Annotated in this window: 18 protein-coding genes; 14 read left to right on the top strand and 4 right to left on the bottom strand. The window is 71.9% G+C overall.

Features of this window, described 5'->3' with window-relative positions; translation table 11 throughout:
* Positions 1-287: 287 nt before the first annotated feature.
* Together BZY54_RS29785 and BZY54_RS29780 are read right to left on the bottom strand one after the other, a co-directional pair.
* Complete coding sequence (locus BZY54_RS29785) at positions 288-1,310, bottom strand: LacI family DNA-binding transcriptional regulator (RefSeq protein WP_086728433.1); 1,023 nt, start codon at positions 1,308-1,310, stop codon at positions 288-290.
* Between the two features lie 182 nt (positions 1,311-1,492).
* Positions 1,493-2,284 (bottom strand): response regulator transcription factor, encoded by a 792-nt coding sequence (locus tag BZY54_RS29780; protein WP_244217397.1) that lies wholly within the window; start codon positions 2,282-2,284, stop codon positions 1,493-1,495.
* A gap of 300 nt (positions 2,285-2,584) precedes the next feature.
* Between BZY54_RS29780 and BZY54_RS29775 the strand changes: the two genes are divergently transcribed.
* The 8 genes from BZY54_RS29775 to BZY54_RS29740 all read left to right on the top strand — a co-directional run bounded on the left by BZY54_RS29775 (position 2,585) and on the right by BZY54_RS29740 (position 7,930).
* Positions 2,585-3,529 carry an alpha/beta hydrolase gene (locus BZY54_RS29775; protein WP_086728432.1) on the top strand — a complete coding sequence of 315 codons (945 nt, stop codon included), beginning with the start codon at positions 2,585-2,587 and terminating at the stop codon, positions 3,527-3,529.
* Between the two features lie 38 nt (positions 3,530-3,567).
* The gene (locus BZY54_RS29770) at positions 3,568-3,822 is read left to right on the top strand and encodes a MoaD/ThiS family protein (RefSeq protein WP_086728431.1); all 255 of its coding nucleotides are present in this window, start codon (positions 3,568-3,570) and stop codon (positions 3,820-3,822) included.
* Between the two features lie 3 nt (positions 3,823-3,825).
* Positions 3,826-5,082: a hypothetical protein gene (locus BZY54_RS29765; RefSeq protein WP_086728430.1), complete on the top strand. Its 1,257-nt coding sequence runs from the start codon at positions 3,826-3,828 to the stop codon at positions 5,080-5,082.
* A 178-nt stretch (positions 5,083-5,260) separates the two neighbouring features.
* The gene (locus BZY54_RS29760) at positions 5,261-5,986 is read left to right on the top strand and encodes an LmeA family phospholipid-binding protein (protein ID WP_086728429.1); all 726 of its coding nucleotides are present in this window, start codon (positions 5,261-5,263) and stop codon (positions 5,984-5,986) included.
* A gap of 175 nt (positions 5,987-6,161) precedes the next feature.
* On the top strand, positions 6,162-6,242 hold the full coding sequence (locus BZY54_RS55600; RefSeq protein WP_350751515.1) for an Ms5788A family Cys-rich leader peptide: 81 nt from the start codon (positions 6,162-6,164) through the stop codon (positions 6,240-6,242).
* Positions 6,243-6,391: 149 nt separating this feature from the next.
* Positions 6,392-7,237 carry a sulfurtransferase gene (locus tag BZY54_RS29750; RefSeq protein WP_086728428.1) on the top strand — a complete coding sequence of 282 codons (846 nt, stop codon included), beginning with the start codon at positions 6,392-6,394 and terminating at the stop codon, positions 7,235-7,237.
* A gap of 38 nt (positions 7,238-7,275) precedes the next feature.
* The gene (locus BZY54_RS29745) at positions 7,276-7,563 is read left to right on the top strand and encodes a DUF1416 domain-containing protein (RefSeq protein WP_004986406.1); all 288 of its coding nucleotides are present in this window, start codon (positions 7,276-7,278) and stop codon (positions 7,561-7,563) included.
* A 109-nt stretch (positions 7,564-7,672) separates the two neighbouring features.
* Positions 7,673-7,930 carry a DUF3099 domain-containing protein gene (locus tag BZY54_RS29740; RefSeq protein ID WP_086728427.1) on the top strand — a complete coding sequence of 86 codons (258 nt, stop codon included), beginning with the start codon at positions 7,673-7,675 and terminating at the stop codon, positions 7,928-7,930.
* Positions 7,931-7,996: 66 nt separating this feature from the next.
* Here BZY54_RS29740 and BZY54_RS29735 read toward each other — a convergent pair whose 3' ends face one another.
* Positions 7,997-8,359, bottom strand: a complete 363-nt coding sequence (locus BZY54_RS29735; RefSeq protein ID WP_086728426.1) for a DsrE family protein — start codon at positions 8,357-8,359, stop codon at positions 7,997-7,999.
* 292 nt (positions 8,360-8,651) lie between these two features.
* On the opposite strand from BZY54_RS29735, the gene BZY54_RS29730 reads away from it, so the two are divergent.
* From BZY54_RS29730 to ygfZ, 4 genes are all read left to right on the top strand, one after another.
* Positions 8,652-9,161: a hypothetical protein gene (locus tag BZY54_RS29730; protein ID WP_244217396.1), complete on the top strand. Its 510-nt coding sequence runs from the start codon at positions 8,652-8,654 to the stop codon at positions 9,159-9,161.
* A 222-nt stretch (positions 9,162-9,383) separates the two neighbouring features.
* Entirely contained in the window at positions 9,384-9,959 is a 576-nt protein-coding gene (locus BZY54_RS29720; RefSeq protein ID WP_086728424.1) for a heme-binding beta-barrel domain-containing protein, read from the top strand.
* A 31-nt stretch (positions 9,960-9,990) separates the two neighbouring features.
* Positions 9,991-10,452, top strand: coding sequence for a Fur family transcriptional regulator (locus BZY54_RS29715; RefSeq protein ID WP_086728423.1), 462 nt, complete (start codon positions 9,991-9,993; stop codon positions 10,450-10,452).
* Positions 10,453-10,462: 10 nt separating this feature from the next.
* Positions 10,463-11,428 (top strand): CAF17-like 4Fe-4S cluster assembly/insertion protein YgfZ, encoded by a 966-nt coding sequence (ygfZ, locus tag BZY54_RS29710; protein WP_086728422.1) that lies wholly within the window; start codon positions 10,463-10,465, stop codon positions 11,426-11,428.
* Positions 11,429-11,450: 22 nt separating this feature from the next.
* On the opposite strand, the gene dtd is transcribed toward ygfZ, so the two are convergent.
* The gene (gene dtd / locus BZY54_RS29705; protein WP_086728435.1) at positions 11,451-11,876 is read right to left on the bottom strand and encodes a D-aminoacyl-tRNA deacylase; all 426 of its coding nucleotides are present in this window, start codon (positions 11,874-11,876) and stop codon (positions 11,451-11,453) included.
* Between the two features lie 206 nt (positions 11,877-12,082).
* On the opposite strand from dtd, the gene BZY54_RS29700 reads away from it, so the two are divergent.
* Positions 12,083-12,775 (top strand): RsiG family protein, encoded by a 693-nt coding sequence (locus BZY54_RS29700; RefSeq protein WP_107419849.1) that lies wholly within the window; start codon positions 12,083-12,085, stop codon positions 12,773-12,775.
* Between the two features lie 89 nt (positions 12,776-12,864).
* Positions 12,865-13,848: an asparaginase gene (locus BZY54_RS29695; protein ID WP_086728421.1), complete on the top strand. Its 984-nt coding sequence runs from the start codon at positions 12,865-12,867 to the stop codon at positions 13,846-13,848.
* The last annotated feature ends 217 nt before the right edge of the window (positions 13,849-14,065 follow it).

Below are 14,065 nucleotides of genomic sequence, written 5' to 3'. Positions count from 1 at the left end.
CTCCGGGTTCGCCGGGGAGGGGACGTCCTGCTGCCGGTACGTGAACGGGTCCTGCCCGTCACCCTGGGGGTACTCGTAGGCGCCGCTGCGGCGGAAGCTCTCGGTCATGTCAATGAGAGTGTCCCGGGATCATGAGAGCTTCCTGAGTCAGGGCTGAGAAGCCCGACAGAACCTCGTATGCCCGATATAAGGACGGCCCCGACCAGGGCGATCGACGGTCGCGGCCCCACCCGGTCGACGCTCGTGGAAGCGCCGGGGAAGGCCGCGGGAACCGCCCGCCACCGAGGCTACCGGCAGCCGCAGGACTTCCGGACCACCAGCCGGCTCGGGAACACCTTCAGCCGCTCCCGGCGCGATCCGGCGACCCGCAGCCCGTCGTCGAGCACCAGGTCGACGGCGGACCGGGCCATCGCCGAGCGGTCGGAGGCGACCGTGGTCAGCGGCGGATCCGCCAGCGCCGCCTCCTTGATGTCGTCGAACCCGGCGACCGCCAGTTCGCCCGGCACGTCGATGCGCAGCTCCCGCGCCGCCCGCAGCAGGCCGATCGCCTGGTCGTCCGTGGAGCAGAAGATCGCCGGCGGCCGGTCGGGACCGGAGAGGATCTCCAGGCCGACCCGGTAGGCGTCGTAGCGGTTGTACGGCGCCTCGAACAGGCGCCCCTCGGTCGGGATGCCGGCCTCGGCCATGGCGCGCCGCCAGCCCTCGACGTGGTCGGAGACCGGGTCGCCCACGGCCGGCGTCTCGGCCGTACCGCCCACACAGGCGACGTAGTCGTAGCCGTGCTCCAGCAGATGGCGTACGGCGAGCTGGGCGCCGCCCAGGTCGTCGGTGACCACGGCCACGTCGTCGATGGCCTCGGGCCGCTCGTGCAGCAGCACCACCCGGGCGTCCCAGGCCTCGATCTCGGCGGCTGCCAGGTCGTTCAGCGCGTGGCTGACCAGGATCAGGCCGGAGACCCGCATGCCGAGGAAGGCGCGCAGGTAGTGGACCTCGCGCTCGGCGACGTAGTCGGTGTTGCCGACCAGGACCATCTTGCCGCGCTCGGCGGCGGCCCACTCGACCGCGTGCGCCATCTCCCCGAAGAAGGGCTGGCGGGCGTCCGGGATGATCAGGCCTATGAGGTCCGTGCGGCGCGAGGCCATCGCCTGGGCGACCCGGTCGGGCCGATACCCCAGTTCCTTGATCGCGGCGAGGACGCGCTCGCGCGTGGCCGGGGCGACCGGCCGGGGTCCGTTGTTGATGACATAGCTGACCACGGCGGTGGAAGTACCCGCCAGTCTCGCCACGTCGTCCCGAGTCACCTTGGCCACGCGCGGAGTCTACGCGGATGGACCCGCTCGGGGCAGGGCGTATCAGAGCTTGGATGTGCGGGCGCGATGCCCGGCACGCCCCCGGGCGCGCCGACGGCCCGGCTTCGGCCCGCGCTCAGGGCCCCGAGGGCCTGGGCGCGCTCCCATCCCGCCTCCGGGCACGCGCCCGCCGAGCCTGGGCTTCAGGCCTCCGTCCGGGCCTTCGCCGGGACAGGGGCGGCCCCGGAGCCCATGTCGTCCGGATCGGGCCCGGCTTCCCCGCCTTTGGCCTTGCTCTTGGCCTCGTCCGCGGCGCGGTCGGTCTTCTCGGGAGTGACGAACCGGTAGCCGACGTTCCGTACGGTGCCGATCAGCGACTCGTGCTCGGGTCCGAGTTTGGCGCGCAGCCGCCGTACGTGGACGTCGACGGTCCGCGTGCCGCCGAAGTAGTCGTAGCCCCAGACCTCCTGGAGCAGCTGGGCGCGGGTGAAGACGCGCCCCGGGTGCTGCGCGAGGTACTTCAGCAGCTCGAACTCCTTGAAGGTGAGGTCCAGCACCCGGCCCTTGAGCTTGGCGCTGTACGTCGCCTCGTCCACGGACAGGTCGCCGTTGCGGATCTCCATGGGCGAGTCGTCGCCCGTGATCTGCTGGCGGCCCATGGCCAGCCGCAGCCGCGCCTCGACCTCGGCCGGGCCGGCGGTGTCCAGGAGCACGTCGTCGATGCCCCAGTCGGCGGTGACGGCCGCCAGGCCGCCCTCCGTCACGACGAGGATCAGCGGACAGCCGGGGCCGGTGGAGCGCAGCAGCTGGCACAGGCTGCGCACCTGCGGCAGGTCGCGCCGCCCGTCGACCAGGATGACGTCGGCGCCCGGGGTGTCCACGAGGGCCGGACCCTCCGCGGGGGCCACCCGCACGTTGTGCAGCAGCAGGCCGAGGGCGGGGAGCACCTCCGCGGACGGCTGGAGGGCGTTGGTCAGGAGCAACAGTGAACTCATCGCGCCCCACCTGCCTGGGTCGTATGTTCGTGCACGGTTCGCTCGTCCATGGCCTCTGGTTCCTCCTCGGTCCCGGCGGTGGGGATACCGCCCACGCGTTCAGCCGTGGCGGAGTGTGCGGCACTGCTTCTTCGGTGGTGCGAATCCCGCGCCCCTGGGACCCGCCGCGGCCTCGGTGGCCGCTGTGCGATCGACGACCCGTACACCTGCGGTTTCCCGCGTCGTATACAACGCTTCCGAAAGCACAAAAGGACCCGGGGGCTGCGCTGCCCGAGTCCTCTTCCAAGCAGAATAGCCGACATGAGCTCGGATTCGGCAGGTCATGTGGCGCGTTCGACGATCGTCCCGGAGTCTGAGACGCCGTCGCGGACACGTGTCAGGAGGTTCCTGCGCACGGCGGACGGGGTGGCGATCGACGCCGTGTACGAACCGGGCGCGGCCGAGGCCGCGGCCGGTGGCGCCGCCGGGGCGGCCGGGGACGGCGCCGGCGGTGTGTTCGTGATCGCACACGGTTTCACCGGCGATCTGGACCGGCCGCACGTGCGCCGGGTGGCGCGGGTGTTCGCCCGGTACGGGGCCGTCGTCACGTTCTCCTTCCGCGGCCACGGGGCCTCCGGGGGACGGTCGACGGTGGGCGACCGGGAGGTGCTGGACCTGGCGGCGGCGGTCGCCTGGGCGCGCGGTTTCGGTCACGCCCGTGTGACGACCGTCGGATTCTCCATGGGCGGCTCGGTGGTCCTGCGGCACGCGGCGCTGTACGGCGTACAGGACCAGGGCCAGGAGGCTCTGTACGGCGAGCGGGACGGGGGCACGGACCAGGGCTACGGGGAGCGCGCGGAGGGGCGTGCGGAGGCGCGGACGGACGCCGTGGTCTCCGTGAGCGCCCCCGCCCGTTGGTACTACCGGGGCACGGCCCCCATGCGCCGGCTGCACTGGCTCGTCATGCGCCCCGAGGGCCGCCTGCTGAGCCGCTACGGGCTGCGCACCCGCATCCACCACCGCGACTGGGACCCCGTCCCGCTGTCCCCGACCGAGGCGGTCCCGCGCATCGCGCCCGCGCCCCTGCTGATCGTGCACGGCGACCGGGACGCCTACTTCCCCCTCGACCACCCCCGGATGCTGGCCACGGCCGCCGGTGACCACGGCGAACTCTGGCTGGAGCCCGGCATGGGCCATGCCGAGAACGCCGCCGCCGACGAGCTCCTGCACCGCATCGGGCGCTGGGCCCTGGCACAGGCGGGCTAGCCTTTCCCTGTTCATTGCCGAATGACTCGAGGGACGGGATGGCAAAGGTCACGGTGCGCTACTGGGCGGCGGCGAAGGCCGCGGCCGGGGTCGCCGAGGAGCCGTACGAGGCGCAGACGCTGGCGGAGGCGCTCGACGCGGTGCGCGAGCGCCACGCGGGCGAACTCGCCCGCGTCCTGCTGCGCTGCTCGTTCCTCATCGACGGTGACCCCGTGGGAACGCGCGATCACGAGACGGTACGGCTGACCGAGGGCGGCACGGTAGAGGTGCTCCCCCCGTTCGCAGGAGGGTGAGCGATGACCGACCGGCCGTATGAGGGGTCTCCGTACGACGGCTCCTACGAGGGCTCGCGCGAGAACCCGTACCAGGGGTACGACCCGTACGCGCAGCAGCCGCAGCCGTACGCCCAGCCCCAGCCCCATCAGCACCCGCAGGCTCACCAGGCCCAGCCCCCGCAGGCCCAGCAGCACCAGCAGCCGCAGGGGTGGCCCGGGCAGCAGCAGGGGTACGACGACCCGCACGCCGGCCGGCAGTACACGCAGCAGTGGCAGGGGCAGACGTGGGACACCCAGACCCATGCCCAGCCCCTCGTTGCGGCGGCCGAGCCGGCGGCGCAGACGGCCTACCTGCCCTCGATGGGGCACCACGAGCCGGCTCCGGCGCCCGCGTCCGACCCCTACGGCGCCCAGGCCCCCGCCCCTTCCGCCACGGCCGCCCCGGCGGCCCACGCCGGTGCGGGCACGCCTGAGGCCGGGGAGCCCGCCTACGGTCCCGCGACCCTCGGCGGCAACGCCCGTGTCACCGATGCCCAGCGGGCCCGCGCCGAGGGCCGCTCGCCGATCATCGAGCCCGGCATGCAGCCGGCCGCGCTCACCGCCCTGCTGGGGCTGCTGCTGGCCGGTGCGGCGCAGATCGGCACGTATGCGCTGGTCGTGCCGCTCGTGGTGCTCCAGGCCGTGACGGCCGCCGGCTGGTTCCGGCTGAACGGCATGTGGCCCGCCCGACAGGGCATCGCCCTGGGCTTCGCGGGCGCGCTCGTCGCGGACGCGGCGGTGCTGGGCGCGGGCCGCGAGCACGCGCCCGCGGCGATCCTGGGCACGCTCGGGGTGTGGGTACTGCTCTCCCTCGTCCTGCAGCTGCGCTCCCACGCCGACCCGGACGAGCGGATGTACGGGCTGATGGCGACGGTCGCCGCGGCGGCGCTGGCGATCCTCGCGACCGGCTACCTGGCGGGCGGGACCGACGCGGTCGCGGTCGGCGCGGCGGCGGTCGCCGTGGCCGTCCTGGCGCGCGCGCTGCCGCTGCCGACGGCGGCCTCCGTGGTCGTCTCGCTGCTCGCGGCGGCGGGCGCGGGCATCGCGGCCGGCGGCATGACGGGTCTGGGCGCGAAGGGCGCGCTGCTGGGCGCGGGCGCGGCGGTGTGCGCCCTGATCGGGCATCGCGCGGCCGGCTACGACTACCCCTCGCGCTTCGTGCACTTCACGGCCGGAGTCGCCCTGCCGCTGGCGGCGGCGGCGCCGGCGGTGTGGGTGCTGGGGCGGGCGCTGGGCTGACCGGACTCCTGGCGGACACCTGCCGGAGGCCGACCGGACACCCGGGTCGGCCTCCGACCCGGCTCCCTGTCACAGCTGATCGACAAACTCCCGGCCCGGCCTCCGGGGAGGGCTACGCTCGCGATGGGCGGTCATCCGGCCGTCGCCGTCCTGGGCCGCCGAGCTGGGGGAGACACGGATGCGCGCGCTGCGAGTACTGCTGATCGTCGTCGTGATCCTCGGCGTGCTGTTCGTCGTGGTCGACCGGGTGGCGGTGCACTTCGCGCAGGGCGAGGCCGCCGACAAGCTCAGGACCACGGAGAACCTGGCGAGCACCCCGGACGTGTCCATCAACGGCTTCCCGTTCCTCACTCAACTGGCGAGCGGCAGGCTGGACGACGTCGAGGTCGGCATCAAGGACTACGAGGCGGCCACGGGCAAGGGCACGGAGAAGATCCGCATCGACGACCTCAAGGCCGACATGAAGGGCGTGAAGTTCTCCGGCGACTACAGTTCCGCCACCGCGGACAGGGCCACCGGCACCGCGACCATCGGCTACGACGAGCTGCTGAAGGCCGCCAAGTCCGAGCCCACCGACGTCGGCCTCGGCATCACGGCCCAGGTGGTGGGCCTGTCGGACGGGGGCAACGGCAAGATCAGGGTCGCCGTCAAGTTCTCCCTGCTGCCCAAGCCGATCTCCGTGCTCAGCTCGGTCACCGTTCAGGACGACAAGGTGCAGGTGCACGCCGACGCCCTGCCCAGGCTCGCGGGCGTGCAGCTGATCGAGAGCCGGTTCCGGTCGATCACCGACTTCCAGCAGGTCATCGACCAGCTGCCCGGCGACATCAGGCTGGACTCGGTGCGGGCGGCCAAGGACGGCGTGGAGATCACGGTGAAGGGCACGAACGTCAGGCTGGCCCAGTAGCGTCCGACTGGCGAGACGCCCTCGTCCGCAGCGCAGATGCGGCGGCGGAGCCCGCCCGCCGGGCCCCGCGCGCGGACGGCCCCGGCGGCGCTCCGGTCCCACATTGCGGACGATCGCATCTCATCATGCGACACCCCGGTGACATGGCCGCCCGTCCCTCCCTACGATCGGGCACATGAAGCGACAGGCGGATCTCACGAAGCGGCGGGCAGTAGACCTGTGCCGCGTTGCCGCCATGCTCTGTCGCCCCTTCTGAGCGGGAGCTCCGTCTCCCGTGTCGCCGGCCCCGCACCTGACCCGGGGCCGTCCGTGCGCCCCGTACGCCGGCGTCCCACAGTCATCGCGTACCGGCGCGCCCCCTCGCACTCGCACGCCCCGCCGTAACTGCCCCGGAGGAGATTGAGCATGAGCCGCAGCGACGTCCTGGTAGACGCCGACTGGCTGCAGGAGCACCTGGACGATTCGAGCATCGCCATCGTCGAGGTGGACGAGGACACGTCCGCGTACGACAAGAACCACATCAAGAACGCGGTCCGGATCGACTGGACCAAGGACCTGCAGGACCCGGTCCGCCGTGACTTCATCGACCAGGACGGCTTCGAGAAGCTCCTGTCGGAGAAGGGCATCGCCAACGACCACACGGTGATCCTCTACGGCGGCAACAACAACTGGTTCGCCTCCTACGCCTACTGGTACTTCAAGCTCTACGGCCACGAGAACGTCAAGCTTCTCGACGGCGGCCGCAAGAAGTGGGAGCTGGACGCCCGCGAGCTGGTCGACGGCACGGACGTGCCCGAGCGCGCGAAGACCGAGTACAAGGCCAAGCCGCAGGACACCTCCATCCGCGCCTTCCGTGACGACGTGGTGAAGGCCATCGGCGCGCAGAACCTGGTCGACGTCCGCTCGCCCGACGAGTTCTCCGGCAAGCTGCTCGCCCCGGCCCACCTGCCGCAGGAGCAGTCGCAGCGTCCCGGCCACGTGCCGAGCGCCAAGAACATCCCGTGGTCGAAGAACGCCAACGACGACGGCACCTTCAAGTCGGACGAGGAGCTGAAGGCCCTCTACACCGACGAGAACGTCGACCTGGCCGAGGACACCATCGCCTACTGCCGCATCGGTGAGCGCTCCGCGCTGACCTGGTTCGTCCTGCACGAGCTGCTGGGCGTGCAGAACGTCAAGAACTACGACGGCTCCTGGACCGAGTACGGCTCCCTGGTGGGCGTGCCGATCGAGCTGGGCTCCGGCAAGTAAGCAGCCCCGACCGACCTATCTGACCTCTGGAGAAGCACATGTGTGGAGCGAAGGCCGGCGGCCCCGACGCCTCGACGATCAAGCCCGGTGAGACGACGATCCAGGGCCAGGTGACCCGTGACGGCGAGCCGGTGACGGGCTACGTCCGCCTGCTGGACTCGACCGGCGAGTTCACCGCGGAGGTCCCCACCTCCGCCACCGGCCAGTTCCGGTTCTACGCCGCCGAGGGCACCTGGACCGTGCGCGCCCTCGTCCCCGGCGGTACGGCCGACCGCACCGTCGTCGCCCAGCAGGGCGGTCTCGCGGAGGTCGCGATCGCGGTCTGAGGCCCCTCGGACCACTGGGACCGCGGAAGGGCCGCACCTCTCGGGTTGGACACCTGGGGTGCGGCCCTTCGGCATACCGGTGCGGCCCTTCCGGACCTACTCTGGAGTCATGTACGCACGCCGACGCCACGCGTATTTCGTCATGATGGGCACCTGCATCACGCTGTTCGTCCTGGCGTGGGGCGTCGTGCGCATCTGGTCGGTTCCCGCGGCGGTCGGCATGTGCCTGTTCGCGATGGTGATCCCGCCGGCCGCCGCCATGGTCGCCAACCGGCGCGGTCCCGACGACCGCTGGTGGGACGATCCCTCCGGCGACCCGAAGTCCGACGAGTGGTGGGACGAGCTGGACGGCAAGAAGCGCCACTAGGCGCCTGCGGTCCCCAAGGATCGCCCGGCCCCTGAGGCCCCCGGCACCGCCGGACGCCCGCGGTCCTCAGTAGACGAGTGCCTGCGTCTCGTCGCCCAGCGCCTCCTGCACGAAGACCTGCGCGCCCGCGATCCGCACGCCCTCGATCACGTCCTTCTCCGTGATCTCCCGGCGGGCCGCGCACTGCGTGCACAGGGTGATCCGGCCGGCCGCGAGGATCGAGTCGATCAGGTCAGGCAGCGGGGCCGCGTGCGGAAGCTCGAACTCGGCCGCCCGGCCCGGCAGCGCGAACCACGACGACTCCCCGGTCAGCCACAGCGAGACGTCGACACCGCTGGCCACGGCCACCGCCGCCACCGTGAACGCCTGCGAGCACCGCTCGGGGGCGTCCGCCCCCGCCGTCACCTTGATCACGAGCTTCTTCGCCATGCCGGAATCGTAGTCACGCCCGTACAACTTCGTCTGTCACCCATGAGTCTGCTGTGCAGCGCATACGGAATCTGCGCGGGGGCAGGTTCCGGCCGCACGGGACCGGTCGGCTGGGACTGCCCGGGGTCGTTGTCGCTCACAGGCGCTCCACGACGTACCGGGGCTGGCCACGCAGTCCGACGGGCGCTGGGACTACCCGACGCTCACCAAGCCGCCTCTGCCCTCCGGCAGTCCCGGTCCCCTCGTCCAGGAGAACAAGGCCGGTGCGCATTACGCCGACCTGCGTGCCCCGGTGCTGCCCGCGCCCGCGGGCGCGACACAGGACAAGGCACTGCGTGGTGTGGACGGCTGGCTGGCGACGAAGGACTTCGTGAAGGAGTACGCCCACGAGGACGACGGGGAGGAGGTCGCGGGGCAGCTGACCGAACTGGGACGTCGGCACATCACCGACCGCGGATGGACCGCCTCCGACGGCACGCGCACGCGGATCTACCTGCTCCAGTTCGACACCGCCGTTGCCGGCGACCTGCGCACCGACCTTGCCCCCTTTGAGGAGCCGAAGTACCCGGTGCGGGGACCCGGGAAGTCCGTCACCGACGACGGTTTTCCGGCCGCGGCCATGGTGCGCGGCGTCGAGCGGTACGCGTACGCCGAGGCCAGGCCGTACGGCACCGAACGGGTCCGCCAGGCCTACCTCCGTGCCGGTGACGTGCTCGCCGTGATCGTCCAGTCCGGCAAGGGCGACGCCCTTGCCGTCCCGTTCCGGCAGACGGGCACGCTGCAGAGCGAGCTGCTCGCCTGAGCGGACGAGGGCGCACCTCGGGAAGAGGGCCGGACCCCGGCCGACTAAGCTGGGGTCCGGCCCTGTGTACGTACCGCACCGCGCTCAACAAGGAGCACCCCGTGGAGATCTTCTTCGAAACCCTGCTGGTCCTGGTCTGCGTCGGCGTCCTCGCCTTCGCCTACCTGACCGTGAAGAAGCTGTACCAGGGCCAGCGCTGAATCCGAACAGGGAACGCCGCTCATGATCGAGATCCCGTCCGACCTCCACAAGGACCTCGTCCCCCTCGCCTTCCTGCTCGGTGACTGGGCCGGTGCGGGTGTCTTCGACTTTCCCGGCGCCGAGAAGTGCAACTTCGGCCAGGAGGTCACCTTCACCCACGACGGCCGGGACTTCCTGGAGTACCACTCCCACACCTGGGTGCTGGACAACGACGGCAACAAGGTGAAGCCGCTGGAGTCGGAGTCCGGCTTCTGGCGGATCGACGGCGACCGCAAGGTCGAGGTCACGATGACCCGCGACGACGGCGTCATCGAGATCTGGTACGGCGAGATGGCCGAGAAGAAGCCGCAGATCGACCTGGTGACGGACGCCGTGGCGCGCACCGCCGCCTCCGCCCCCTACACCGGCGGCAAGCGGCTGTACGGCTACGTCAAGAGCGACCTGATGTGGGTCGGCGAGAAGCAGACCCCCGAGGTCGAGCTGCGCCCCTACATGTCCGCGCACCTGAAGAAGGTCGTCACGCCGGAGGACGTCGAGCGCTGGGCCAAGGCCCTTCCGGACGACCTTCCCGACGACGGCATCGCCTTCTTCAAGTAGGCCGTGCGGCGAGTGGTCCTAGACTTTCAGTGTGGTGAGCACCGACTGGAAGACTGACCTGCGGCAGCGTGGCTACCGGCTGACCCCGCAGCGGCAACTCGTGCTCGAAGCCGTGGACAACCTGGAGCACGCGACCCCCGACGACATCCTCGGTGAGGTGAGGAAGACCGCGTCGGGGGTCAACATCTCCACCGTGTACCGGACCCTGGAGCTCCTGGAGGAGCTCGGGCTGGTCAGCCACGCCCATCTGGGGCACGGAGCGCCGACGTACCACCTGGCGGACCGGCACCACCACATCCACCTGGTCTGCCGGGACTGCACGAACGTCATCGAGGCCGACCTGTCGGTGGCCGCCGAGTTCACCGCCAAGCTGCGGGAGCAGTTCGGCTTCGACACGGACATGAAGCACTTCGCGATCTTCGGCCGGTGCGAGAAGTGCGGGCACAAGGCGCCGGCGGATTCGGCCGTCGAGAGTTCAAATACCGAGTCGTAGGCTTGGGTTCATGAAGAGCCCCTTGTTGTCCCTGCCCGGCGCCGTCCCCGCCGAGGGCGTGGACGAAGGCGTCGCCGCCCACTACGGCGACCTGTTCCGCGAGCAGCGCGCCCTCGCCGACGGCACAGGTTTCGTCGACCTCTCGCACCGCGGTGTCGTCGCCGTGAGCGGCGAGGACCGGCTGAGCTGGCTGCACCTGCTGCTCACCCAGCACGTCAGCGAGCTGCCCTCCGGCCAGGCGACCGAGGCGCTGATCCTGTCCGCGCACGGCCACATCGAGCACGCGCTGTACCTGGTCGACGACGGCGAGACGGTCTGGGCCCACGTGGAGCCGGGCACCCAGGAGGCGCTGATCGCGTACCTGGAGTCGATGAAGTTCTTCTACCGGGTCGAGGTCGCCGACCGGACGGCCGACTTCGCCGTCGTGCACCTGCCGGCCGGCTCGATCGCCGAGGTGCCCAAGGAGGCCGTCGTACGGGAGACGGCGTACGGCCGTGACCTCTTCCTGCCCCGTGCGGACCTGGAGTCCTACGCCGAGCAGGCCGGGCCGCCCGCCGGGATCCTCGCCCATGAGGCGCTGCGCGTCGAGCAGCACCGCCCCCGGCTCGGTTTCGAGACCGACCACCGCACCATCCCGCACGAGCTGGGCTGGATCGGTACGGCCGTGCATCTGCAGAAGGGCTGCTACCGGGGGCAGGAGACCGTGGCCCGGGTGCAGAACCTGGGCAAGCCGCCGCGCCGCCTGGTCTTCCTGCACCTGGACGGCAGCGAGGTGCACCTGCCGGTGCACGGCACCGAGATCCGCCTGGCCGACGAGGGGCCCGACGGCCGCAAGATCGGTGTCGTCACCACCTCCGCGCGCCACTTCGAGCTCGGCCCGGTCGCCCTCGCCCTGGTCAAGCGGAACGTCCCGGTGGACGCCCGCCTGGTGGCGGGAGACACGGCGGCGGCCCAGGAGGTCGTCGTGGAGCCGTAGCCGGCCCTCTCCAGGACCCCGCTCACATCTCCAGCAGGACGGTGAACGGGCCGTCGTTCGTCAGCGACACCCGCATCCGCGCGCCGAACCGGCCCGTCGCCACCGTCGCGCCCAGCGAACGCAGCTGGGCGACCACCTCCTCGACGAGCGGCTCGGCGACCTCGCCGGGGGCCGCCGCGTTCCAGGTGGGGCGGCGGCCCTTGCGGGCGTCGCCGTAGAGCGTGAACTGGCTGATGACCAGCAGCGGGGCACCGGTGTCGCTGCACGACCTCTCGTCGTGCAGCATGCGGATCGACCACAGCTTGCGGGCGAGCTGCGCCGCCTTCTCCTTGGTGTCCTCGTGGGTGACCCCGACCAGGACGCACAGCCCCTCGCCCTCGATGGCCCCCACCGTCTCGCCGTCCACGACGACACTCGCGCCGTCCACCCTCTGCACCACTGCACGCATGCCGACCATCATGCCGGGCGGCCGAGCGCTGTCCGCAGCGGGTTGGGACAGCGGATGTCCGTGGTGCTGCGGGTGCGTCCATATCGTGCTTCTTTCTGCTTCGTAACCCCCCATCTGGGGCTGATCAGGGGCACTCAGTCACATACTGGCCACTCGGGGTGGCACGATGCTTCCGTAGGCGCCGGTCGAGGGGACGGTTGAGGCGCATGAGCACATCGAGTACCGAAGAGCAGGCGCAGCCCGGAGCGGTCCCGCCCTTGCGGGCGGCGATCGCGGAGACCACCCATCGGCCGCCGGTGCAGCGCACCGACAGCCCGCCCTTGCCGTCGGACCCGTCGGCGCCCGTGGACCCGGCGCTGCCGATGGGCCCGCCGGAGCCGGACCTGGCCGTGCCCACCCTGCCCGAGCTGCGCGCCCTGCGCCGGCAGGCGCAGCGGGACGAGGCCGACCTGAGTTACGTACGGCGGCTGCTGCAGGGGCGGATCGACATTCTGCGCGCGGAGCTGGCCCGGCGCGGGTCGGCGGCCGGGCGCGGGTCGGCGGCCGGGCTCGCCGCCGTCGTGGACAGCGGGCAGGCGTCCGTCGTCGAGCGGCTCGCGGAGATCCTCAAGGACGCGCCCGCCCGGCAGCGCTCGTCGGCACGGCACGTGACGCTGGGCACCCCGCACAGCGAGGAGTACCGGCGGCTGGCCGCCGAGATGCTCGCCGAGGTCGAGCTGTCGGACCTGGACGCCCGCACCGACCTGGAGCTGGGCGCGGCGATGGGGCGGCTCGTGCGGTGCGAGCAGCAGGTGTCAAGGCGCCGGCAGCAGTTGCAGCGCACGGCCGACGGCTGCAGCGGGGAGATCGCCCGCAGGTACCGTGAAGGCGAGGCACAGGTGGACGACCTGCTCATGTGACGCCGTGGCCGTGGCGACCCCGGGCCCGCGCGGGGCACGACTCCCCGTGCCCCGCGTTCCTGCTCGTCGTCTCCGGAAGGCCATCGCCGATGTCCGTGTCCCCCGCTTGCTCAGCGTCCGAGGTCCCGCCCGCCGCCTCCCCCGTCCTCGCCGAGGTGGTGCGCTCCGGATTCGTGGAGGGGCGGCACCGGGGCAGCCTGGTGATATTGGGCCCGGGCGGCGCGGTCGAGCAGGCGTGGGGGGACGTCACGGCGCCGGTCTTCCCGCGCTCCTCCAACAAGCCCATGCAGGCGGCGGGCATGCTGCGGGCGGGCCTGGACCTGGCCGGGGAGCGGCTCGCGCTCGCTGCGGCCAGCCACTCGGGGGAGCCCTTCCACCGCGATCTGGTCCACAAGATGCTCGAAGAGCACGGCCTGTCCCCCGAGCAGTTGCAGTGCCCGCCGGACCTGCCGCTGGACCAGGAGGAGCGGGAGACCTGGCTGGCGGCCGGGGCGGGGCGCGACCGGGTGGCGATGAACTGCTCCGGCAAGCACACCGCGATGCTGGCGGCGTGCGCGCTGCGGAAGTGGCCGCTCGAGACGTACCTCGACCCCGAGCACCCGTTGCAGCAGCTCATCCACAGGGTTGTGGAGGAAGCGGCGGGCGAGGAAGTGGCGGCGGTGGGCACGGACGGCTGCGGCGCGCCGCTGATGGCGATCAGTCTCACGGGCCTGGCCCGCGCCTACCGCTCCTGCGTCCTCGCGGCGCCGGGCACGGCCGAACGCCGTGTCGCCGACGCCATGCGCGCCCATCCCGAGTACGTCGCCGGCACCCGCCGCCATGACACCTGGCTGATGCGCGAGGTCCCCGGCACCCTGTCCAAGGTGGGTGCGGAGGCGGTCCAGGCGGTCGCCCTGCCGGACGGCCGGGCCCTGGCCTTCAAGGTCGACGACGGCGCGGTGAGGGCGCTGGGCCCGGTGCTGGCCCGTGCGCTGACGCTGATGGGGGTGGACGCCCCGGTGATCGAGCGGATCGGCCACGCCCCACTGCTGGGCGGAGGCCGCGAGGTGGGGGAGATCCGGGCCACCTTCTGAGCGAGGGGATGACTCTTCAGCCCGCCCAGGGCTTTTCCGAGCGAGGGTGGATCTCCAGCCCGTCCGGCGTTCGAGGACGAGGCCGTTCAGGCAGACCGTGGTCCAGGGGCAGTGCCCCTGGTGGGACCACAGGGGCGCTGCCCCTGAGGGAAGGGACGGGCAGGGGCGGCGGAGGCGCGAAAACCCCACGACACACCCGCACCCACCCCCCTACCGC

Source organism: Streptomyces carpinensis (assembly GCF_002154505.1).
In the GTDB taxonomy this organism is placed as follows: domain Bacteria; phylum Actinomycetota; class Actinomycetes; order Streptomycetales; family Streptomycetaceae; genus Streptomyces; species Streptomyces carpinensis.
This window is presented reverse-complemented; position numbering and strand designations above follow the sequence as displayed.